At 37.5% G+C, this 22755-nt stretch carries 21 protein-coding genes; 4 read left to right on the forward strand and 17 right to left on the reverse strand.

What is annotated here, in order from left to right; genetic code table 11:
- Window positions 1–84: 84 nt before the first annotated feature.
- From V6260_RS02650 to sdhC, 4 genes are read right to left on the reverse strand one after another with little or no spacing between them, the layout of a single operon-like run.
- On the reverse strand, window positions 85–801 hold the full coding sequence (locus tag V6260_RS02650) for a succinate dehydrogenase iron-sulfur subunit (RefSeq protein WP_002961804.1): 717 nt from the start codon (window positions 799–801) through the stop codon (window positions 85–87).
- A 10-nt stretch (window positions 802–811) separates the two neighbouring features.
- Window positions 812–2584: a succinate dehydrogenase flavoprotein subunit gene (gene sdhA, locus V6260_RS02655; protein WP_341592541.1), complete on the reverse strand. Its 1773-nt coding sequence runs from the start codon at window positions 2582–2584 to the stop codon at window positions 812–814.
- Window positions 2585–2932, reverse strand: coding sequence for a succinate dehydrogenase, hydrophobic membrane anchor protein (gene sdhD / locus V6260_RS02660; RefSeq protein WP_341592542.1), 348 nt, complete (start codon window positions 2930–2932; stop codon window positions 2585–2587).
- Window positions 2923–3300, reverse strand: coding sequence for a succinate dehydrogenase, cytochrome b556 subunit (gene sdhC / locus V6260_RS02665; RefSeq protein WP_341592582.1), 378 nt, complete (start codon window positions 3298–3300; stop codon window positions 2923–2925). The genes sdhD and sdhC overlap by 10 nt, the downstream gene beginning before the upstream one ends.
- 419 nt (window positions 3301–3719) lie before the next feature.
- On the opposite strand from sdhC, the gene V6260_RS02670 reads away from it, so the two are divergent.
- The 3 genes from V6260_RS02670 to V6260_RS02680 all read left to right on the forward strand — a co-directional run bounded on the left by V6260_RS02670 (window position 3720) and on the right by V6260_RS02680 (window position 6797).
- On the forward strand, window positions 3720–5006 hold the full coding sequence (locus tag V6260_RS02670) for a citrate synthase (protein ID WP_341592543.1): 1287 nt from the start codon (window positions 3720–3722) through the stop codon (window positions 5004–5006).
- Window positions 5007–5120: 114 nt separating this feature from the next.
- Complete coding sequence (locus V6260_RS02675; protein ID WP_341592544.1) at window positions 5121–6347, forward strand: SufS family cysteine desulfurase; 1227 nt, start codon at window positions 5121–5123, stop codon at window positions 6345–6347.
- A 33-nt stretch (window positions 6348–6380) separates the two neighbouring features.
- Window positions 6381–6797, forward strand: a complete 417-nt coding sequence (locus V6260_RS02680; RefSeq protein WP_002961794.1) for a SufE family protein — start codon at window positions 6381–6383, stop codon at window positions 6795–6797.
- A gap of 66 nt (window positions 6798–6863) precedes the next feature.
- Here the strand turns inward: V6260_RS02680 and tcdA are convergent, their stop codons facing one another.
- From tcdA to V6260_RS02715, 7 genes are read right to left on the reverse strand one after another with little or no spacing between them, the layout of a single operon-like run.
- A complete protein-coding gene (tcdA, locus tag V6260_RS02685; RefSeq protein WP_341592545.1) occupies window positions 6864–7661 on the reverse strand; it encodes a tRNA cyclic N6-threonylcarbamoyladenosine(37) synthase TcdA in 798 nt (265 codons plus the stop codon).
- Entirely contained in the window at window positions 7662–8342 is a 681-nt protein-coding gene (locus V6260_RS02690) for a TIGR01621 family pseudouridine synthase (protein ID WP_341592546.1), read from the reverse strand. It abuts the gene before it with no gap.
- Window positions 8339–9100, reverse strand: a complete 762-nt coding sequence (gene kdsB / locus V6260_RS02695) for a 3-deoxy-manno-octulosonate cytidylyltransferase (RefSeq protein WP_341592547.1) — start codon at window positions 9098–9100, stop codon at window positions 8339–8341. The genes V6260_RS02690 and kdsB overlap by 4 nt, the downstream gene beginning before the upstream one ends.
- On the reverse strand, window positions 9088–9285 hold the full coding sequence (locus V6260_RS02700) for a Trm112 family protein (protein ID WP_341592548.1): 198 nt from the start codon (window positions 9283–9285) through the stop codon (window positions 9088–9090). The genes kdsB and V6260_RS02700 overlap by 13 nt, the downstream gene beginning before the upstream one ends.
- On the reverse strand, window positions 9275–10255 hold the full coding sequence (gene lpxK / locus V6260_RS02705; protein ID WP_341592549.1) for a tetraacyldisaccharide 4'-kinase: 981 nt from the start codon (window positions 10253–10255) through the stop codon (window positions 9275–9277). Before lpxK ends, V6260_RS02700 begins: the two co-directional genes overlap by 11 nt.
- Window positions 10252–11997, reverse strand: a complete 1746-nt coding sequence (gene msbA / locus V6260_RS02710; RefSeq protein ID WP_341592550.1) for a lipid A export permease/ATP-binding protein MsbA — start codon at window positions 11995–11997, stop codon at window positions 10252–10254. The genes lpxK and msbA overlap by 4 nt, the downstream gene beginning before the upstream one ends.
- A gap of 60 nt (window positions 11998–12057) precedes the next feature.
- Window positions 12058–14325 (reverse strand): DNA internalization-related competence protein ComEC/Rec2, encoded by a 2268-nt coding sequence (locus V6260_RS02715; protein ID WP_341592551.1) that lies wholly within the window; start codon window positions 14323–14325, stop codon window positions 12058–12060.
- On the opposite strand from V6260_RS02715, the gene V6260_RS02720 reads away from it, so the two are divergent.
- Window positions 14305–14811: a DUF2062 domain-containing protein gene (locus V6260_RS02720; RefSeq protein WP_341592552.1), complete on the forward strand. Its 507-nt coding sequence runs from the start codon at window positions 14305–14307 to the stop codon at window positions 14809–14811. The genes V6260_RS02715 and V6260_RS02720 overlap by 21 nt on opposite strands.
- 102 nt (window positions 14812–14913) lie before the next feature.
- Here V6260_RS02720 and V6260_RS02725 read toward each other — a convergent pair whose 3' ends face one another.
- The 6 genes from V6260_RS02725 to pyrD form a co-directional block, all read right to left on the reverse strand.
- The gene (locus V6260_RS02725) at window positions 14914–16656 is read right to left on the reverse strand and encodes a DUF3466 family protein (RefSeq protein ID WP_341592553.1); all 1743 of its coding nucleotides are present in this window, start codon (window positions 16654–16656) and stop codon (window positions 14914–14916) included.
- An 11-nt stretch (window positions 16657–16667) separates the two neighbouring features.
- Complete coding sequence (gene uup, locus V6260_RS02730) at window positions 16668–18584, reverse strand: ATP-binding cassette ATPase Uup (RefSeq protein ID WP_341592554.1); 1917 nt, start codon at window positions 18582–18584, stop codon at window positions 16668–16670.
- A 14-nt stretch (window positions 18585–18598) separates the two neighbouring features.
- Window positions 18599–18838 carry a glutaredoxin family protein gene (locus V6260_RS02735; RefSeq protein WP_341592555.1) on the reverse strand — a complete coding sequence of 80 codons (240 nt, stop codon included), beginning with the start codon at window positions 18836–18838 and terminating at the stop codon, window positions 18599–18601.
- The gene (rlmKL, locus tag V6260_RS02740; RefSeq protein WP_341592556.1) at window positions 18831–20948 is read right to left on the reverse strand and encodes a bifunctional 23S rRNA (guanine(2069)-N(7))-methyltransferase RlmK/23S rRNA (guanine(2445)-N(2))-methyltransferase RlmL; all 2118 of its coding nucleotides are present in this window, start codon (window positions 20946–20948) and stop codon (window positions 18831–18833) included. The genes V6260_RS02735 and rlmKL overlap by 8 nt, the downstream gene beginning before the upstream one ends.
- 91 nt (window positions 20949–21039) lie before the next feature.
- On the reverse strand, window positions 21040–21570 hold the full coding sequence (locus V6260_RS02745; protein WP_341592557.1) for a cell division protein ZapC: 531 nt from the start codon (window positions 21568–21570) through the stop codon (window positions 21040–21042).
- 117 nt (window positions 21571–21687) lie between these two features.
- Window positions 21688–22698: a quinone-dependent dihydroorotate dehydrogenase gene (pyrD, locus tag V6260_RS02750; RefSeq protein ID WP_341592558.1), complete on the reverse strand. Its 1011-nt coding sequence runs from the start codon at window positions 22696–22698 to the stop codon at window positions 21688–21690.
- Between the last annotated feature and the right edge of the window lie 57 nt (window positions 22699–22755).

Raw genomic sequence — 22755 nt, forward strand, 5'->3', positions numbered from 1 at the left:
CCCTTTTCTTTAGCGCAGAAATTAATAGTTATCATAACAAGATGGCTAATAATCTATATTAGCCATCTTACGTTTACTAAGTAATCAAACCGCTCGGTTTAATAACATAGATTTGATTTGCCCAATTGCTTTAGTCGGGTTAAGACCCTTAGGACAAACGCTAACACAGTTCATGATACTGTGGCAACGGAACACGCTAAACGCATCGTCTAAATCCGCTAAACGTTCTTCAGTTGCTGTATCTCGGCTATCAGCTAAGAAACGGTAAGCGTGAAGAAGGCCTGCTGGACCAATGAACTTGTCTGGATTCCACCAGAACGAAGGACACGATGTCGAACAACATGCACACAAAATACACTCATATAGCCCATCTAATTTATCACGTTCTTCAATAGATTGAAGACGCTCGCCTGCTGCAGGCTGATCATTAATTAAATAAGGTTTTACTTTTTCGTACTGAGTGTAGAACTGACTCATGTCAATAACAAGGTCACGAACCACAGGTAAGCCTGGTAATGGACGTACTACAATTTTACCTTTGCCATTTTTTTGTAGCGTAGATAAAGGAGTAATACATGCTAAACCATTTTTACCATTCATGTTAACACCATCAGATCCACACACACCTTCACGGCATGAACGACGGAAAGATAATGTCGGATCTTGTTCTTTTAAAAGAATAAGTGCATCTAACACCATCATGTCGTGACCTTCCTCTGTTTGCAAGGTGTATTCTTGCATACGAGGAGCGTTGTCAACATCTGGATTATAACGATAAACTGAAAATTGTACTTGTGCCATCGTCTATCTCCTAGTAAACACGTGCTTTAGGTGGGAAAGCTTCACGCGTTTTAGGCGCATAGTTTACATCACGCTTGCTCATTTCATCCGTTACAGGATTGAATACTGAGTGACATAACCAGTTTTCGTCATCACGATCTGGGTAGTCAAAGCGAGAATGTGCACCACGGCTTTCTGTACGGAAGTTTGCAGCTACTGCAGTTGAGTAAGCTGTTTCCATTAAGTTATCTAGTTCAAGACATTCGATACGCTGCGTATTGAAATCTGATGATTTATCATCAAGACGAGCATGTTGCAGACGTTCACGAATTTCTTTAAGTTCTTGAAGACCTGAAGCCATTGAATCACCTTCACGGAATACCGAGAAGTTAAGCTGCATACATTGCTGTAGGTCTTTTTTGATTTGAACTGGATCTTCACCTTGGCCAGCCGTTGAACTTTCCCAACGGTTGTAACGTGCAAGAGATGCTTCTAAATCTGACTCTGAAGCCGCTTTTGATACTTCAACATCTTTAAGGTATTTACCTAAGAAGTTACCAGCAGCACGACCAAATACAACTAAATCTAGTAATGAGTTACCACCTAGACGGTTTGCACCGTGTACAGATACACATGCAATCTCACCAACAGCAAATAAACCTTCAACTACTTTTTCGTTGCCTTGAGCATCGATTTGTAGTGCTTGCCCATTTACGTTAGTAGGAACACCACCCATCATATAATGACAAGTAGGAATTACTGGAATTGGCTCTTTAGCTGGATCAACGTGAGCGAAAGTTTTAGCTAGATCACATACGCCAGGAAGACGTAAGTTAAGCGTTTCTTCACCTAAATGGTCAAGTTTCAGCTTGATATGAGGACCCCAAGGACCATCACAACCACGACCTTCACGGATTTCAGTCATCATTGAACGCGCAACAACATCGCGAGACGCTAAGTCTTTTGCGTTTGGTGCGTAACGTTCCATGAAGCGCTCGCCATCTTTATTTAAAAGATAACCGCCTTCACCACGACAGCCTTCAGTTACTAGCGTACCAGCACCTGCAATACCCGTTGGGTGGAACTGCCACATTTCCATGTCTTGCATAGAAATACCAGCGCGTGTTGCCATACCAACACCGTCACCGGTGTTAATGTGAGCATTTGTTGTTGATGCGAATATACGACCAGCACCACCAGTGGCTAATACAACTGCTTTAGATTTGAAGAAAGTGATTTCACCTGTTTCAATCTCAATTGCTGTACACCCTACTACATCACCATTGTCGTTTTTAACTAAGTCAAGTGCATACCACTCAGAGAATACATTTGTTTTGTTTTTAACATTTTGTTGATATAAAAGATGAAGTAAAGCATGACCAGTACGGTCAGCAGCAGCAGCAGTACGTGCGGCTTGTTCACCACCAAAGTTTTTCGATTGACCACCGAAAGGACGTTGATAAACACGGCCATTTTCAAAACGAGAAAATGGTAATCCCATGTTTTCTAATTCAGTAATAGCTTCTGGGCCAGTTTGACACATGTATTCGATAGCGTCTTGGTCACCGATAAAATCGGAACCTTTAACGGTATCGTACATATGCCATTCCCAGTTGTCCTCGTGTGAATTACCAAGCGCTACTGTAATACCACCTTGAGCAGATACAGTGTGTGAGCGCGTTGGAAATACTTTAGATATTAATGCACACGTTTTGCCAGATTCTGTAATTGCTAAAGCAGCGCGCATACCAGCACCACCTGCACCAATTACTACGGCGTCAAATTCACGAACAGAATATTTCACTTAAACACCCCATAATACGATTAGACCAATAGCTACGTAAGCAAGCGCCATCAGGTTTAATACAAAACCTAAAGCTGCACGTAGCTTTGCACACTTAACATAATCGGTAAGAACTTGCCAAAGGCCAATACGGGTATGAACCATCATGCAAATAAGGGTAATTAAAGTAAACCCTTTCATTGCTAGGTTTGAGAATAGGCCTGTCCAGGCTTCGAAAGTGACTTCTGGCGTCGCTAAGAAATAGCCGATAATAAAAATCGCATATGCGCTGATTATTAATGCCGTGGTACGTAAAGATACAAAATCTTGCACACCATCACGTTTAAGAGTTGCTTGATTTAAGACCATATCCACACCCCTGCCAATACGGCAAATACAACGCCAAGTGCCATTGCAATTTTAGCGCTTAGGTTACCTGATTCAAGTTCTTCCCAATGTCCCATATCCATAATGATGTGACGGATACCACCGATTAAGTGATAACCCAATACAGAAAGGGTGCCCCAAGCTATAAATTTGGCAATGAATCCGCTTAGCAGACCCTTGACGAATTCAAAACCTTCAGCTGAAGAAAGAGACTCTGACCAAGCCCAAATGACAAACGTTAAAGCAAAAAATAATGCAACACCGGTGACGCGGTGAAAAATTGAAGCTTTAGCCGTTGCCGGCATAGATATAGTTGTTAGATCTAGATTTACAGGTCTTTGCTTTTTCACAGTTACTTGCCCATCTTTGCTCACAGTGGAGCTCATCTACTTGTTTTTCTAAAAACCCACCAAATATTACTGGTGGAACTATCAAAGTAAACGCATCAAAACAGTTAAAGTTCACAAAAAAGTAAAATTTAAGTTGTAAAAATATGTTTACCCAAAGTCAAAACGGTTTAAAACCACCGTTAGTATATATACCCATAGAACTTTTTACAATTCTTGTTTATTTATAGGTGTTTGCGAATTAGCCAATAGTATTATATTTAATTAATACCGAATATTTATTATACATATATGCATAATGTTTATATAAATTGACTTTAGCCCCCTCTTTCACGTTAAAATGTGAATATGTGCTTAAAACAGATTTCAGAACTTTAAAATCTAAAAATCAGAATAGATATCTTAATAGGAGATACATAGCGATGGCAGATAAAAAAGCCACAGTCCATATTGATGGGCTAGATCCAATCGAACTTCCAATTTATCAAGGCACTGCTGGCCAGGATGTGATCGACGTTCGTACGTTAGGCTCACATGGTCACTTTACTTATGACCCAGGTTTCATGTCGACTGGTTCTTGTGAATCTGCAATCACCTACATTGATGGTGGCAAAGGTGTACTACTTCACCGCGGTTACCCGATTGAGCAATTAGCTGAAGATTCTAACTACATTGAACTTTGTTACTTATTGCTAAATGGTGAGTTACCATCGAAAGAGCAATATGACTCTTTTGCTAAACAAATAACTCGCAGCACTATGCTTGATGAGAAAATTGCTAACTTTTTCCAAGGCTTCCGCTTTGATGCTCACCCTATGGCAATGTTATGTGGTGTAGTAGGTGCTTTATCATCTTTTTATCATGAAGACCTTGATATTACTGACGCAGGACAACGCAAAACAAGCGCAATTAAGTTAGTAGCTAAGCTACCTACTATTGCTGCAATGGCTTATAAAACAAATATCGGCCAGCCGTTTGTATACCCGCGTAACGATTTAAGCTACGCAGAAAATTTCCTACACATGATGTTCTCTGTACCTGCTGAAGAATACAAAGTTAACCCTGTAACTGCTAAAGCGATGGATAAAATCTTTATGCTTCATGCAGACCATGAACAAAATGCATCTACGTCTACAGTACGTCTTGCTGGTTCATCAGGTGCTAACCCATATGCTTGTATTGCTGCAGGTATTGCTTCACTTTGGGGCCCTGCACACGGCGGCGCTAACGAAGCATGTTTAAACATGTTAGAAGAAATTGGTTCTGTTGATCGTATTGATGAATACGTAGCTAAAGCTAAAGACAAAGCTGACCCGTTCCGCCTTATGGGCTTTGGTCACCGTGTTTACAAAAACTTCGACCCACGTGCTACAGTAATGCGTCAAACGTGTCATGAAGTTTTAGCTGAACTAAATATCCAAGATCCACTTCTTGATATTGCTATGAAGCTTGAGCAAATTGCCCTTGAAGACCCGTACTTTGTAGAGAAGAAACTATACCCTAACGTAGATTTCTACTCTGGTATTATCTTAAAAGCGATTGGTATTCCAACAAGCATGTTCACTGTAATTTTTGCAATGGCACGTACTGTTGGTTGGATCACTCACTGGGATGAGATGCTATCTCAACCTGGTCATAAGATCAGCCGCCCTCGCCAAATGTATACCGGTTATACTCAACGTGACTACGTATCGACTGACAAGCGTTAATTAACGCTGGTTAGTTTAAAAGGCCGCATTTTGCGGCCTTTTTTATTAACAGCACTTGAGAATTATCATAAACCAATTACAATCCCTGCCTTAAAAACACTATGTAGATAAGCTATGCCTACTTTAAAGTTTGATATAAATAAAATTAGAAAAGACTTCCCGACATTAAATCAAACAATAAACGGCTGCCCGCTTGTTTATTTAGACTCAGCAGCAACCTCACAAAAGCCTCAATCAGTTATAGATACAATTACTGAGTTTTATACGTCTCAAAATGCAAATGTACACCGTGGACGCCATACACTTAGTGAGCAGGCCACTTATTCTTATGAACAAGTCAGGGATAAAACTGCAAGATTTTTTAATGTCTTAAGTAAAGAGATTGTATGGACTAAAGGTGCTACAGAAGCCATAAATTTGGTCGCTAACGGCTTAAAAAAGCGTTTAGATGAAAGTCATACCATAATAATATCTCCGCTTGAGCATCACGCAAACATAGTGCCTTGGCAACTAGTGAGCCAACAAACGGGAGCTAAATTAGTCTCTCTGCCACTTAATAATAACGGCACGCTAAACATACAACAATGCTGTGAATTTATAAAAGAAACAAAACCTGCCTTATTAGCTATTACACAAGCATCGAACACACTGGGTAATATCACTGATTTAAAGCCACTAATTGTAGCTGCAAAAGAGGTGAATTCGCTTGTTTTAGTGGATGGTGCACAAGGTGCACTGCATTTAAAACCCGATTTACGTGAGTTAAACTGTGACTTTTATGTTTGCTCAAGCCATAAAATGCTCGGTCCAACAGGCTTAGGTGTACTTTATGGCCAATATGAAGAGCTAAATACGCTAGATATTTACCAATCTGGCGGAGAAATGATCGATAAAGTTTACTTAACTCATAGCACTTATCGCCCAGCTCCTGCCAAATTTGAAACTGGCACACCAAATATTTCTGGAGTTTTAGGCTTTGGTGCCGCATTAGATTATTTAAATGAATTAGACCACGTGAAAATACAGCAATACGAACAAGAATTGTTTAGTTACGCGGCACAAAAATTGGTTAGAGTAGAAGGCATTACCATATTCAGTAACCTATCTGACAACATTGGTACACTCTGTTTTAATTTTAAAGATGAACATCCTTACGATTTGGCAACTTTACTTGACGGATATGGAGTTGCAGTCAGAAGCGGACACCATTGTACACAACCATTAATGACACATTTAGGGCTTAATGGAACACTAAGAGCGAGTTTTTCTTTTTATAATACCTACAAAGATGTAGATATATTCATTGATTCACTTAAAAAATGTATCGCTTTATTAGATTGAGCGCCAGTTTAATAGAATTAATTAGGATAACTCATGACAAATACGTTTAACAAAGTCACAGAATCTATAAAAAATGCACCTGCTTGGCAGCAAAAATATCGAGAAATAATGCTTTTAGGAAAAACGTTACCGGCTTTAGCTGATGTTTTAAAAACTGATGACGCACTCGTCTCTGGTTGTGAAAGCAAAGTATGGATGTTTGTTGAATTTGACTTAACCGAAAATACACTTGTTGTAATAGGTGACTCTGATACTCGTATAGTAAAAGGGTTATTAGCTATTATTTTAGCGCTTTATAACGGGCTCACACCAGAGCAGGTAGTGAATAAAAATGCGTATGAAGAATTTGAAAAGCTGGGCCTTATTAGCCACTTAAGCGCATCACGTGGTAATGGTATTAAAGCCATGGTTGAAAAAATTCAAACCATGGCACAACACAAGCTTAGTTAACCAGGGTCTGTTGATCTTTCAAGGTTAAATTGCAGCAGTCTGTTTGGTATTTAGGCAAGGCAGACTCTAGGCTTGCGAGCGTTGTTTTTTATCTAGGTATTTACGTACAGCTTTAGCAGCTACAAAAAAACCAAAGCTTCCTGTGATCATAGTCACAGAACCAAAGCCATTATTACAGTCCATATTCATCGTGCCATCAGCACTTTGCTTAGCATGACATACGCTGCCATCGCTTCCTGGGTAAACCAGTTGCTCTGTTGAGTAAACACAATCAATATTAAACTTACGTTTAAGATTATTACTAAAATTATATTGCTTGCGCAAGATATAGCGAACTTTTGCAAGTAATGGGTCTTGCGTAGTTTTAGCTACATCACCAAACGTTATTTGGCTAGGATCTGTTTGCCCGCCAGCACCACCAGTTGTGATTATAGGCAGTTTATTGCGTTTGCAGTGAGCAATTAATGCTGCTTTTTCTTTAACTGCATCAATGCAATCAATTACATAATCAAAGCCTTGAATATGCTCTTGTATATTATCAAGCGTAATAAAGTCATCTATTACGCTAATTTGGCAATCTGGATTTATAAGCTCACAGCGCGCTTTCATTGCATCTACTTTAGCTTGGCCTACAGTCCCGCTAAGTGCATGAATTTGTCTATTGACATTAGTTGCACAAATATCATCCAAATCGATAAGTGTAATTTTGCCTACACCAGTACGGGCAAGAGCTTCTGCTGTCCAGCTTCCTACACCACCAATCCCTACTACACAAAAATGTGCTTGTTGAAGCCAATCAAACTGTTGATGACCATATAAACGTTTAATGCCACCAAAACGTATATCTGTAACTCTTTCGCTCATTTACCAATCCAGTTGCCATGGCGATTGCCATGCTTGAAAATCTTGATGTTTAATTAACGCCAAAAACTCATCACCATTATCGGGTAATAAAGTTAGCTGTATTTGTTCACCTTGCCATAAAAAGCTCAACGCATATGCATGTAAATAGGTACGACTTGATGGCGTGCCTGCATACATTGCATCGCCTAAAATAGCTGCCCCCACACTTTTTAGTGCCACTCTTAGTTGATGTGTTTTGCCAGAGTAAGGTTTTAAAATATACCCTCTAAATCCTGGCTTATAACTTAGAGAATAGAATCGCGTTATTGCAGGGTTAAGTGTACTAGTCAGTAACTTAAACGAGCCACGGCGAGACTTAGCCATATCGCCTTTTATCCACCCCTGCTTCTTTTTTGGTTTAGCATCACTAATCGCTAAATAAAATTTAGCAATCGCATGCTCAGTAAACATAACAGTAAAGGCGGCTGCGGCAGCTTTACTTCTAGCTAAAATAATAAGCCCTGAAGTTACCTTATCTAAACGATGAACTGCATAAAGTTTTTGAAATAATTGCAGTTCGGCTAAAACAACGAACCCAGGCCCATCATCTGAATGAAAACTAAGACCCGCTGGCTTTTCTAAAATATAAAAATCGTTATGCGTATAAACAACTTTCAATATTTTACTTGCTTGTTCATTCACGCGTTTTTACTTTTAATATACGCTATCACTTTATCTAGGTCATTGGGCGTGTCGACACCTGCGTGAGGAGCAATTTGAGCTTGTTCTATTTTGATTTTATAACCATGATACAACACACGTAACTGCTCAAGTGATTCAAGTAACTCAAGTGGCGAAACACTCAATTTTATATATTCCTTAATAAAGCCCGCTCTGTACGCATAAATGCCTATATGGCGCTGAAACGCTTCTAAATTAAGGGCACTGCTATCATCCATCATTGTATTTCTATCAAAAGGTATACTTGCACGAGAGAAATACAGGGCATTTTTATTTATATCACTAAGTACTTTCACTGCATTAGGATTAAATACTTCATCACGCTCTTCAATAGCAACACTTAGCGTTGCCATAGGTGCTGTTGACTTGTTTAATAGCGCAGCAACTTGAGATACGTTTTCTGGTGCAAGTAACGGCTCATCACCTTGTACGTTAACCACAATTATATCGCTATCTAGGTTAAGTAAATCAACAACTTCTGCTAACCGTTCAGTTCCCGATTGGTGATCTTCGCGAGTCATTACCACATCACTTGTAAATCCACTTACTGCATCGAATACTTTTTGATGATCGGTAGCTATAACAACTTTACTTGCGCCTGATAAACATGCTTTTTCGTAAACATGCTGAACCATAGGTTTGCCACAAATATCGGCAAGAGGCTTACCTGGTAACCGTGTTGAAGCAAAACGAGCTGGGATTACAACTACGAATTCCACTTTTCGATCTCTTCTAAAGATAATTCACGAGCTTCATTTTCAAGCAATACAGGAATGTCATCTGTAACAGGGTAAGCTAATTTAGCTGCGGTGCTGATAAGCTCGCTATTTTCCTTATCAAAGTGAAGTTTCCCCTTGCAAACAGGACAAGCAATTATCTCGAGTAACTTTGTATCAAAGGCCATTAAGTATTCCTTTTTCTTTTAATAATAAATTTAATGTGTTTATTACGTTATCGGTAGGTTGTGCATCTACAGGTAAATAATACCAATTAGGTTTTGCAAAAGACTGACATTTAACAGCGTCTTTTTCAGTCATTATAATGCAATCATCACCGAACTGGGCAAAATCATCTGCGGCATAAGCATAGTGGTCCCTAAAATGATGAGTCGATAATAACTTAATATTTCGTGCTTCTAATGAGTTTTCAAATCGTTTAGGGTTCCCTATTGCACTTATTGCATGTGCTTCGCTTACGTGATTTTTTGCATAATCGTTTGAATTAACTAAACGAAGATTACTTACTTGTAATACGTAGCTATTATCAGTCTCACCGCCATTTTCAACTACCATATCAACACTTTGTAAGCGTTTAGTTGTTTCACGAAGTGGGCCTGCTGGCATAGCAAAGCCATTCCCAAAACGGCGTTCACTATCAACAATACAACACTCAATGCTTCGGGGCATTTTATAATGCTGCATCCCATCATCAGAAATTATCACATCGAGCTTATAGTTATTTTCTAATAAATCGATATTATGCTCTCTATTAGGACCAACCGCTATTGGGCACTTTAAACGGTGATATAAGAGTACAGGCTCATCTCCAGCCTGCTGAGCATCAACAAGCCCAGTAACTAATAGCGGGTAATTATCTGCTTTACCACCATACCCTCTACTAATAATACCAACAGATAAACCTTGCTGTGTTAGGTGCTCATACAGCCACAAAACAAAAGGCGTTTTACCATTACCGCCTACACTTATATTACCGACTACAATAATAGGCGTTTTGCACTTAAAAGGTTTAAGTATTTTAGCGCTGTACAAGTATTTTCGAAATGTCGATACAACCCAAAACAAAGCACTTAATGGTAATAACAATAAAGTAATTAGGCCAAATGGTTTATACCAGCTTTGCTCTATTTTGCTCACGCCTGATCACCAAACTGCATTTTGCAAAGTGCTGAATAAGTACCGTCATTTATTAATAAGCTATTATGATCGCCACTTTCTATTACACGACCATTATCAATAACATAGATTCGGTCACTGTTTTCAATGGTAGAAAGCCTGTGAGCTATTACAATAGACGTTTTATCTTTCATTAATGTATCAAGCGCATGCTGAATTAATTTTTCAGATTCGGTATCAAGCGCCGATGTCGCCTCGTCTAAAATCAAAATAGGTGCATCTTTTAAAATAGCGCGAGCAATAGCTATTCGCTGGCGTTGACCACCAGAGAGCATGACACCATTTTCACCCACCATAGTGTTAAGTTGCTCTGGTAAATCTTTTACAAACTCCCAAACATGGGCTTGTTTAACTACTTGCTCTAATTCTTTATCTGATACATTTCGCTGTATTCCATAACAAATATTGTTAGCAATCGTATCATTAAATAACACGACTTGCTGAGACACTAAAGCAAATTGACGACGTAAATCTGTTAATTTATAATCCTGCAGTGCGATTCCATCAAGTAATATTTCACTCGGTAGCTCTAAATCATAGTACCGTGGTAGTAGATTAGAAATTGTTGACTTACCCGAGCCTGAACGCCCTACCAAGGCAATACTTTCACCCGCTTTAATCGTTAGTGATAAATCGTTTAGTACGGCTTCATCTTTTGTTGGGTACTTAAAGGTTACATTCTTAACTTCAATTAAACCTTTAGCTTTATCGACTGAAACGGTGCCAGTGTCTTTTTCCATTTTTTCATCTAAAACTAAAAATATACTTTGAGCAGCAGAGATACCACGTTGCATATCACTATTTACATTGGCGAGTTGTTTTAGTGGGCGTAATAGCATCATCATTGAAGCAATTAATGCCATGAAGTCACCGGAGGTAATCGTATCAATCATTGAGGGGAGGGATACTGCCCATAAAATAACAGCCATAGCACTTGCTGCTAATATTTGGATAATTGATACACTTAATGCTTTTGTGGCATCCATTTTAATGCGCTGCTGGCGATTATGATTGTTAATCTTTGAAAAATGGTTTATTTCTTGATCTTGCCCGCCAAAGCCATGAATAACTTTGTGGCCGCTAAGCATTTGCTCAGAGCTTCGAGTAACCTGCCCCATAGCTGATTGGATACTTTTAGAAATATGTCGAAAACGCTTAGAGACAATTGTAACGATAATAGCAACAAGTGGGATAATCACTAGAAATATAAGTGAAAGCTTCCAACTGGTATAAAACATCACACTAAGTAAAAAGACAACAAAGGCCCCTTCACGTACAACAATAAGTAGCGCTTTAGTAATAGCTTGCTGAACTTGCTCTGTGTCAAAAGTGATTTTTGAAATTAAGTCGCCCGTGGAATTTTTGTCATGAAAAGAAACTGGTAAATGTAATATGTGCTCAAATAACTCTTGGCGTAAAGACCTTACAACTTGCGAACCTACATAACTTAGGCAATACGAAGACATAAAGTTAAAAATTCCGCGCCCTAGCACTAACGCTATCACTACAAAAGGGGCATATTTTAAAACTTCAGTATTTCGCTGGTTCAAACCTTGATCTATAAACGGCTTCATTAATTGGATAAATAAAGCATCCATTGCTGAATAGCCAATCATTCCTATAATTGCGACGAAAGCGATAGTTTTGTATGCGCCAACGTAAGAAATAAGCCGTTTATATATTTGTGTAGTACTTTGATCCATAACACTCTCTAAATACAGTAACAACCTGTATTGTATCCTTCGGTGAGAGAAAACTAAACGTCAATCTTTGATAAACCAGTAACTTTCCTGCTCTCTTGCTGTTTCTATAACCAAATTATCTGAATAAAATTTAACAGTTATTTGCCCTACCTTACCTGTGGTTAATTGTTTAGCTCCTGCTTTTTTATAACGAGATACAACAGCTGGTTTTGGAAATTCCCATTGCCCTTTATAAGCACTCGAATGAATCACAATTTCAGGGCGAACTGCATCAATAAATTCACTGCTGGATGATGTATCACTACCATGATGAGGACTCAACATAACAGTACTTTGTAAGTTATAATTAGCAGCAATTAATAAAGCCTCCCGAGATGTAGATATATCGCCAGTAAGTAAAACACTGTAGTCAGTACTAAAGACCTTAACGACACATGAGTCATCATTTTCGTTATCAAAAACTTTACTATTAAAGCTTTGAACTGTAAGTCCCTTAAAGTTAATGGTTTTATCAGCGCAAACATCTTGTGTACTATTAGGGTGAAACTGTGTAAACGTGTTTTTGTATCCAGCGGTTATGAAATGTTTTAATCCTCCAGCATGATCATTATCTTCATGGCTTAAAATAGAGGTAGTCACAATTAGATTTTTAGCTTTTATGTATGGCAATAAGATACTTCTAGTACGGCTATAACGATTAAAGTAACTGGGCCCAAAATCGTAAACGAGTGCTTGACTATCTTTTTCTATTAACACCATTAAACCATGCCCTACATCAAATACATGTAATTGCCATAACGGTTTATTTTTTACAAAATAATTAAACACAATTGTAGTAATCGGTAATAAAGCCAACCACTTAAAAGGCATGAAATAGAACAGTAGCATTGTAGTGTATGCAAGCACTACAAAAGTTATACTCACTTGCCCTGTACTAACCCACCTAATTGCTTCTGGTATTTGTGAAAGTAATTCAAATATATAATGAAGAACTTTATCAAAAGCTAATATTATTACACTTATATCAATAAAACTGCTTAGTAGAGTAAAAACGATTAATAAAGGTAATATCACAACTGACAGCAATGGTATAGCAACTAAGTTTATAACTAATCCAACAATGCTTACCCCATTAAAAAAATAGAGTGATAGAGGTGACAAGCCAATAAATAACCCTACTTGAATAACAAGCATCGATAAAAGTTTACTTTTTATTCCAGTATTAACGATAGGAAATTTATTTAGTACGATAAAAATAATAGCAACGGCTAAAAAAGAAAAGTAAAGTCCTGGGTTTAATAAATAAAATGGATTAACGAGTAGTACTATTACCAAAGCAAATAAAATACTTCGCCAACGTAGCGGTTGTATTGCTATAAGATATAATAACAAACAACATGCCAGCATTATTAAAGCACGTGTCGCAGATACTAAAAAGTTACTTAAATATACGTATAAGAATGCCGCTAAAAATCCCGCTATACTATAATAAACAGATAAGTTTTTTGTTTGATCAAACAACACATTTATTTTTATAAATACAAAACGCATAAACATATAAGCAAAACCAAAAATCAAACTTATATGTAAGCCTGAGATAGCTAATAAATGACTTAACCCAAGCGATTGCATAAATTGCTTATCATCAAAGTTCATTAAAGACTTATCGCCACTTAAAAGTGCATAGTAAAGCCAAAGTAGCTTAGTATTTTTATAAGTATTTTTTAAAAATTGTTGATAACGTATAATTAATCTATCACCACTGTTGTGTTTTATTTCTAACTTTCTATTTAATACCTTACCTTTAAAAAATATTTTATTTATAAAAGCATTCTTTTCGTTATCAAATACATTAAAATTTTTATTACTTCTAAAATACTTTAAATTTAATGAAGCGGAAAACTCATCCCCTTTAGATAAAATATCGAGAGTATTAACGCTTAACAAAGCTCTCGGCGCTACAAAAATTGGGTACCTACTTGTCTCCAAGGATAGAATTTTAACTTTTATATATTGTGGTACTTTTGCTGAAATAACCTCCTCAATTATAACATCAGCATTAAGCGCATACTTTTCACTCGATTTAGGGATTTCAAAACTATAAAAAACATAAAAATTGATAACCACGCTGCAAATTGCGCAAATAAAGCCTAACAATACGTTCAAAAACGGCTTAAAATAAGCACTTACAATTACAATGGAAATTGTGAGTATTGTAAATTCGAGAGTTTGGTAATAAAACACGGTTGCTATACAACCAATTACAAACCCAAGACATATCCACACAGAAGTAAATGGTTGCTTTAAATGGCTAAAAAAACGATCCAAAGATTTTTACCCGATCCAAATAAAATTAGACATCATAAAACTCTAAAAATATTTGGACGCCTTTTGCAAGATGCAAATCTTTGGCATTTGAACAGGCGCTCTGCGCGAGGTGCGTTTGCTGTTGGATTGTTTTTTGCCTTCATCCCTGTTCCTTTTCAAATGGTTTTAGCAGCAGCAGGCGCTATATTATTTAGGGTAAACTTACCTATTTCTGTTGCTTTAGTATGGCTTACTAACCCGTTGACCATGCCACCTATTTTTTATGGCTCATATTTAGTAGGCACATTAATTCTTAACCAACCAGAACAACACTTCGTATTTGAAGCCAGCTGGTCTTGGTTTCTTGAAAGTATAGAAACAATTGGTCCTGCATTTCTACTTGGTTCATTTGTATGTGCTTCTATAGCTTCAATTACGGCTTATTTTAGTATTGATATTATATGGCGTCGCTCTGTTAAAAAAGCCTGGTTATCTCGCAATCAGTAACAAAAATAAATTATTTACATAACAATCTCTGTAAATAATTTATTATAGACGAAAAAAAACCAACTTCATTAAGTTGGTTTTTTAGTTAACACTTATTGGGTTTTAAAAACGAAATACACGTCTTATTGCAACCAATGGTAATAACAAGAGTGAATACCAAGGAAAGCTAGCTGAATTACGTTCATATACTTCGGCCTCTGGTGGAGCACAATTTTCCACTTCACCATTAGCAATTGGGGTTAGCTTAACTGCAACAGCAATACTCTCATATTCAATCTCACCATTGATATCAGTTACAATACCACCTAAAGTATCACGCTTTTCTACTGTTTTTGTAGCTGTACCAAATATTTCATTATTTTCATTAATTGATGTCGCTTCGGCGATAGTATAAGGGTAATCAGTTTCACCATCAGTATCATAACAAGGTAATAGATCATTTAAATTGGTAATTTTATCTTCACCAATTTTGTATATAAATGCTTCTTTGCGACGAGTATTATCCGATACCCCAACTTCGCCTTCACCAACAATATAACCTTGATTGTTAATATCATTGCCATAGGAGCTTGAGCTTGAGAAATAATCTGTAGGGAAAACAGTGCTACCCGATGCAATGTCATGATAGAAGAATTTATTGCGAAGAGTACCCTCTATGCGTTTAGTCGCATAGCCTGTAATCACATCATTATCATTAATCGCTACGGACTTTCCAGCCTGCCAGTCATCTTCTTGATCAATAAAATCAATAACGGCACCATCTTTAAAATAAACGGGCATTGTAAGAATCGTATCGTCATTATTGTAGTAACGCGTATTCGACGAACCTACAATTGTGCCGTTACTATTTACAGCTAAGGCAGTGCTCGTAAATGCATCATCTTCTGTTTCACCTTCATCTGGGGCTAATGCTAGACCTAGTTCTTCAACAGAAGTAATATTTAACGACTCATCAAGCTCCCACTTAGCAGCACGCTTATTAAATATCCCTCTTGAAATGTTAGTATTTAATAAATTAATACATACTGAAGTTGGCTCATCTTCGTTATCACAGTTATCATCTATATTATCTTGCCTATCTGCTGGAATACTCGTAGATATATTACCAACCACTGTGTAGCCACTATTAGTTTTTATGATATCGTTCGCGCGACTTGTGCCACCATATTCATTAAATTCAGGCATAAGTGGCACTTGCACACCATCCGCACTTATTACAATTCCACGCTCTATAAATTCATGGGTGAACCACGTTTCAGCATCATCTTCATCATCAGGTGTAAAAGAAACTTTGTCATAAGGAGCACTACCCCAACCAACTGTTACACCATCTTCACTCACGGCATTAAATATATTTGCTGTAGAACGAGTTAATCCATCATAATCTACGGATGCAATATCAAATAATGGCTGTTCGATTACTTCTGTATCTATATACTTAACACCAACTAATGAATTTAATTTTTGATATTCAAAATTTGTAGAAATTGAAGATAAAAAACTAACCATAAAATTATGCGCGTCAGGGTTAGTAGTAACAGCATCACTATTCTCAATATCATCGAGTGTGAAAGTTATAACTTTATCACTTAGCTCAAATGCCGCTTCTGTATTATCGTAACTATTTTCGATAATATTTTCTGAAAAATCTATGTAGCTGGTATCTATTGGTAAATTGTATAAACCATTTGCGAAACCAATAATATGTCCACTTTCACTTACATCTGTTACATAAGAATATTTAGCGCCTTCAAGATTTCCCAATTCACTTAACTGATATGTAGCGCCTATTGCTGAAGTGCTTAATGTCGCTAAAATACTAGCTGCGAGTAATTTATATTTCATTTTAGTCCTTACTACTGATTCTTTAATTCTTCAAGTTCTTCCCAGCGCTCAAAGGCAGCTTCAAGGTCAGACTCGAGTTTTGTTAAATAGTTCAATGCCTTAGTTGTCACATCGCTGTCTTGTTTAAAAAAGTCAGGATCGCTCACTATTACTTGTTGCGCTTCAACTTCCGCTTCTAGTTGCTCCATTTTATTAGGCAACTGTTCTAATTCAAGTTTTAATTTGTAAGAGAGTTTATTGCTTTTATTTTCTGCTTTAGCTACGGGTGCGGGTGCTGTTTTTTCAGCTTTTTTGACCGGCTGCTGTTGTGCTGTTTTTTCTTGTTCAGCTAAGTATTTTACATACGCTTCGTAATCACTATAACCACCAACAATATCAGTTACTTTACCATTACCTTCAAATGCCCAAACACTTGAACATGTATTATCAATAAATTCTCGGTCATGGCTTACAATCAGCACTGTACCTTGATACTGATTAATAATGTCCTCTAGTAACTCTAACGTTTCAATGTCCAAGTCATTCGTTGGTTCATCGAGAACAAGTATATTAGATGGTTTTAAAAAAAGTTTAGCTAATAGCAGTCTATTTTTTTCACCACCAGAGAGTGCTTTAACAGGGGTTCGAGCCCGTGCTGGAGGGAATAAAAAGTCTTGCAGGTAACCTAAAACATGACGCGAACGACCGCCCATCATCACTTCTTGTTTACCTTCGGCAACGTTATCTTGAACAGTTGCTTCTTCGTCAAGTTTTTCACGGTATTGGTCAAAGTAAGCAAACTCTAAATTAACACCTTGCTTAGTTACGCCGCTATCGGGTTCTAAATCACCAAACATTAGTTTTAATAGTGTTGTTTTACCAATACCATTAGGGCCAACTAAACCAATTCTGTCACCACGCATTACAAGTGTCGAAAAATCATCAGCAATAACTTTGTCTTTAAATGCATGGGAAAGGTGCTTAGCTTCAAATACTAACTTACCAGAGCGATCAGCTATTTCAATATTAAAGTCAGTTTTTCCAACTTGATCAACACGTTGCTTACGCTCATTTCGTAACTGTTTAAGTTCACGAACTCGCCCTTCATTTCGTGTTCGGCGGGCCTTAACGCCTTGTCTTATCCATGCTTCTTCTTCGGCTAAACGCTTATCAAATAATGCATTTTGAGCTTCTTCTACTTTTAAATCATGCGCTTTTTGTTCTAAATAAGTCGCGTAATCACCAGGGTAAGAAATAAGCTTACCACGGTCTAAATCTAAAATACGTGTAGCAACAGCGCGAATAAACGCACGGTCATGCGATATAAATACGATGCCGCCTTTAAATTCTTTTAAAAACTGTTCAAGCCACATTACACTTGCCATATCTAAATGGTTTGTTGGCTCATCTAATAATAATAAATCAGGCTCACTTACAAGTGCACGCGCAAGTGCAACTTTACGTAACCAGCCACCTGAAAGGGACTCAAGTTTAGCCTCTGGCGTTAATTCTAACTGTGTTAAGACTAATTGAATCCGGCTATCAAAACGCCAGCCATCAACGGCTTCAAGTTGGTTTGATAAACGTTCCAGTTTGTTTAATAGCTTATCAGTACACTGTGTTTGCAGTTCGTTACTAACATGATGAAAATCAATTAGCAGGTTAGCAATTTCCGGCATACCTTGTGCAACGTAGTCAAATACAGTTCCGCTTGCACCTTTTGGTGGATCTTGCTCAAGGCGAGATATTTTTAATCCACCTAATTGGTTAATTTCACCATCATCAAGGATAACTTGACCATCAAGTATTTTTAAAAGTGTTGATTTACCGGCCCCATTACGGCCAACAATACACACTCGCTCGCCACTTTCAATTACAGCATCCGCATTATTAAGTAACGCATGTGTACCAAAAGCAAGTTGTGCTTTTAAAATTCTTATTAAATCCATGTTCTTATTTGCTCTTATTCTGCTTGTGCTAAAAATTCGCGCACAGAGTGTAAAGTAAAAGGCCAATATAACTTCTCGCCTTTTTCACTTTTTAATACAGGAATAGTAATTTGATACTCAGCAATAAGCTGCTCATCAGTCATAATATCGATTAGTAATAACTCACTGCTGTCATTTAGTACATCAGTGATAAGTTGCTCAGCTTGTTCGCACAAGTGGCAACCATCAGTATGATATAAAATCCATTTAGCCATGCGTAATTAGCCAGCTATTGTGAATTTTTTTATTACGTTTGAAGTCTGGTGATAACGTTTTATCTGAGATATTAACGGTTTTTAAACCTAGACCAATCAGGCTAACTTCATCCATTACAAAGCCACGCTTGTTATTAGAAAAAATCAAAGTACCTGATGGACTTAAAATCTTTTTAACCCAAGTTAGTAGTTTAATATGGTCACTTTGCACATCGAACGCATCTTTCATACGTTTAGAATTAGAGAACGTAGGCGGATCTAAAAATATTAAATCGTACTGTGCTGTTGCATGCTCAAGCCATTTTAAGCAATCGGCTTGTTCAAAACGATAACGTGTATTGCTTATATTATTTAGATCAAAGTTATCTTGGCCCCACTTTAAGTAGGTTTTAGATAAATCAACAGTAGTAATCGCTTTTGCGCCGCCAAGGGCTGCATGCACTGATGCACTGCCTGTGTAGGAAAATAAATTTAAAAAGCGTTTATCTTTGGCATTTTCTTGAATGTAACGACGTACTAAACGGTGATCTAAAAATAAACCTGTATCTAGATAATCAAACAGATTAACTTTAAATTTCGCACCAAATTCTTCAACTACCATAGTACGATTTTGCTTTGCCATAGGTGTATATTGCTCTTCACCCTTTTGCTTTTTACGTACTTTTACCGCAATATTTTCCGGTGCGATATTTAACTGTTGTGCAGTTAAACTAATCACATCTTGAAGGCGTTTATCTGATGTTTTTTCATCGATTTCTTTTGGTGCTGCATATTCAAAAATAACAGCCGAATCTGCGTACACATCGACTGCTACATTGTATTCAGGAATATCAGCATCATAAACACGATACGCTTGAACCTCGTTTTGTTTGAGCCAGTTTTTTAAACCTTGTTTGTTCTTTTTCAAACGATTAGCAAACGACATAGAGCCTTCAAAGTTAAGTGCTGGCTTATCTTCAGTCGTTAAACTAACTTGCTTATCATCTAATTGATACAAATTAAGCTCAACATCAAGTGGTCCATTTTTAAACTTATAACGTTTAAGCCTGACTAGTTTTAACAGTTTAAATAAGCTCTCATCCATGCCCAATAAAGCAAGTTTCCAGTGATTAAAGTGCTTTTTAAAACCAACACCCATACTACGGTGTAAATTTACAAGTTCAGCCATAGAGCCAATCCGTTCACCATAAGGTAAGTTTGAAATAACGACCCCTGGCAATTTAGCAACGGGAGTTAATTTTGTCGCATCACTTTGTTTAAATTTAATAACCGTATCAAGCTCAGCTCGCTCTGCGTTTGCTATAGCTTTATCGAGTACTTCGGCGTCGTAATCGTGTCCAATTAACCATAATTTAGGATCGGTGATTTGCGCTAATAACTCTTCACGAAGTTGCTTAAATTTAGCCGCTCTAAAGCTTGGCAAACGCTCAAACGCAAACCCTTCTCTAAATAAACCAGGGGCTTCATTACGCGCCATACCTGCAGCTTCTATTAAGATAGTGCCGGCACCACAACATGGGTCGAATAAAGGTTGATTTACATTATCAAGCCAGCCACTTCGTTTAATAAGTGCAGCTGCTAAGTGTTCCTTAATTGGCGCTTTACCTTGACCTTGACGGTAACCACGTTCAGATAAACGCGGGCCAGAATAGTCAATATACATTGAAACGCCATGGCGATTAAGACGCGCAACAACGCGTACGTTCGCATCTTGTTTATCAACATTTGGGCGCTGCTCATATAAATCATTGAAATAATCAACAATGGCATCTTTAATCACTAACCCTGAAAACTGCGTGTTTTTCAGTGAGTCATTTGTACCATTAAAATCTACAGCGAACGTTTGGGTAGGACCAAACCACTCTTGCCAAGGTTGCAAGCGAGCAAATTGATATAGGCTATCTTTGTCATTAACGCCTTCTTTTTCTTCGATAAGCATAAGCACACGCGTAGCAAAACGGCTTGATAAACACACCTTTTGCGCCAGTAATGAGTCAGCCTCAAAACGAACAGAACCCACAGTCTGCTTAGACACAACTGCGCCAAGCTCTGTTAGTTCATCAACCAATAAATTTTCGATTCCGATAGAAGTAAGTGCGATAAATTGCAAAGTAATAACCCTTAATAGCTAATTGCGCAGGATTATAACATAGGTTCGAATATAAACGCGCCAAAAACACACGCTTAGGACTTAAATTTGGTTAAGCTGTTTGACTTTGATAGTGAAGGTTTAATAGTGGATGAACTCGATTATTGAGTACACGAATTACTTCAAACTGCCCTAGTGACAAATTATCATCGAGTTTAAAGTCGTCACTTAGACTAATACAAATAGATGCATCAGGGCAATGCTCAACAATTAAGAATTCACCGGTTTGAGATTTGGAAGTTAATTTTACTATAGCTTCAACGCTTGGTTCACTTCCTGTATATTCTTCAAAAAACCAGCTTTTGGCTAATACTGGTTTTAAGTGAAACTTTACAGCTGTAGCATTTAACGCAATTTGGCAAATTTGAGCTGGTTTCCATAACCCAAAACCATCTAAATAATTATATACTTGTTCATAAAATGCAGCATCTTCAAGGCTAAAACGTGGATTTTTAAAAACAGAATCGGTGAGTTGTCTTAACTTATAGGGCGTACATAATTGCATGTCGTCATTTAAATCAAGTAACAAACGATTTTTATTAGGACAAGTAATCCACTGCCATTGCTTTGATGCTTGTAACATTTACTCCTCCTTGGGTATGTTAAATAATTATTGCTCACAGTATAACCGCTTTTGACCACTTTTAAAATGCTTGCTTAGAACATTTATCGAACGATCAAAAGCTTAGATAACAGATCCTTATAAGCTGTTAACGATCGATTTTACCAATTGTGGACCTTTGTAGATGAACCCAGTATAAACCTGGACTAAATTTGCGCCTGCATCGAACTTTTCTTTTGCAGATTGCGCATCATCTATTCCGCCTACTCCGATGATTGGTAACTTACCTTGAGTTAAGCGTTTCAATTCACTCACTACCTCTGTAGAACGCATTCTAACAGGGTATCCTGATAAACCGCCGGCTTCTTCTGCATATTGCTGGCCCATAACTGCAGCTCGCTCAAGCGTGGTGTTGGTGGCAATTACACCATCGATTTTATTATTTAAAAGTGATTCACTTACTTGTTGTATTTGAATTTGATCTAGATCCGGTGCAATTTTTACAAGCATAGGCACTTGTTTATTATGCTTTGCAACTAAATCTAACTGTTCGTTTTTAAGACTTTGGAGTAAATCATCAAGTGCAGCGCCATATTGCAAATCACGCAAACCAGGTGTATTTGGTGATGAAATATTTACCGTAATATATGAGGCATGCTCAAATACTTTACGCATGCAATGAATATAGTCATCTTTACCTTGTTCATTTGGAGTATCTTTATTTTTACCAATATTGATACCGAGTATACCGCTGTATTTAGCTGCTTTTACATTTGCAACTAAGTTATCTATGCCTTTATTATTAAAACCCATACGGTTAATTATAGCGTTTGATTCTGGCAACCTAAAAATACGAGGTTTATCATTACCAGCTTGAGGACGCGGTGTAATAGTTCCAACTTCAATAAAGCCAAAGCCCATTTGGCTGAATGCATCAATACATTCCGCATTTTTATCAAGGCCAGCTGCTAGCCCTACAGGGTTTTTAAATTTCAGACCCAAAAAATCGACTGGCTTATCAGAAATATTTTGCGACCAAGCTAATTTCAAAGGTGTATTAGTAAAACGACGAAGATTATTAAGTGCAAACTCATGCGCCCACTCCGCATCACGGGTAAACATAAAACGGCGAGCTAAATCATAAAACATCAATATAATCCTCTTTTTAAATTTTAGACAAAAAAATACCTCAGACAAGGCTGAGGT

Origin of the sequence: Pseudoalteromonas aliena (assembly GCF_038155085.1) — a bacterium.
Taxonomy (GTDB): Bacteria; Pseudomonadota; Gammaproteobacteria; order Enterobacterales; family Alteromonadaceae; genus Pseudoalteromonas; species Pseudoalteromonas aliena_A.

Coding starts and splice junctions, on each gene's coding strand:
- sdhD (WP_341592542.1), bottom strand. CDS start 2,932: ATGGTCTTAAATCAAGCAACTCTTAAACGTGATGGTGTGCAAGATTTT.
- V6260_RS02675 (WP_341592544.1), top strand. CDS start 5,121: ATGCCTACTTTAAAGTTTGATATAAATAAAATTAGAAAAGACTTCCCG.
- V6260_RS02735 (WP_341592555.1), bottom strand. CDS start 18,838: ATGGCTAAATGGATTTTATATCATACTGATGGTTGCCACTTGTGCGAA.
- tcdA (WP_341592545.1), bottom strand. CDS start 7,661: ATGAGCGAAAGAGTTACAGATATACGTTTTGGTGGCATTAAACGTTTA.
- V6260_RS02720 (WP_341592552.1), top strand. CDS start 14,305: ATGGCTAAAAAAACGATCCAAAGATTTTTACCCGATCCAAATAAAATT.
- uup (WP_341592554.1), bottom strand. CDS start 18,584: ATGGATTTAATAAGAATTTTAAAAGCACAACTTGCTTTTGGTACACAT.
- V6260_RS02700 (WP_341592548.1), bottom strand. CDS start 9,285: ATGGCCTTTGATACAAAGTTACTCGAGATAATTGCTTGTCCTGTTTGC.
- V6260_RS02650 (WP_002961804.1), bottom strand. CDS start 801: ATGGCACAAGTACAATTTTCAGTTTATCGTTATAATCCAGATGTTGAC.
- msbA (WP_341592550.1), bottom strand. CDS start 11,997: ATGGATCAAAGTACTACACAAATATATAAACGGCTTATTTCTTACGTT.
- V6260_RS02680 (WP_002961794.1), top strand. CDS start 6,381: ATGACAAATACGTTTAACAAAGTCACAGAATCTATAAAAAATGCACCT.
- V6260_RS02725 (WP_341592553.1), bottom strand. CDS start 16,656: ATGAAATATAAATTACTCGCAGCTAGTATTTTAGCGACATTAAGCACT.
- V6260_RS02670 (WP_341592543.1), top strand. CDS start 3,720: ATGGCAGATAAAAAAGCCACAGTCCATATTGATGGGCTAGATCCAATC.
- V6260_RS02745 (WP_341592557.1), bottom strand. CDS start 21,570: ATGTTACAAGCATCAAAGCAATGGCAGTGGATTACTTGTCCTAATAAA.
- pyrD (WP_341592558.1), bottom strand. CDS start 22,698: ATGTTTTATGATTTAGCTCGCCGTTTTATGTTTACCCGTGATGCGGAG.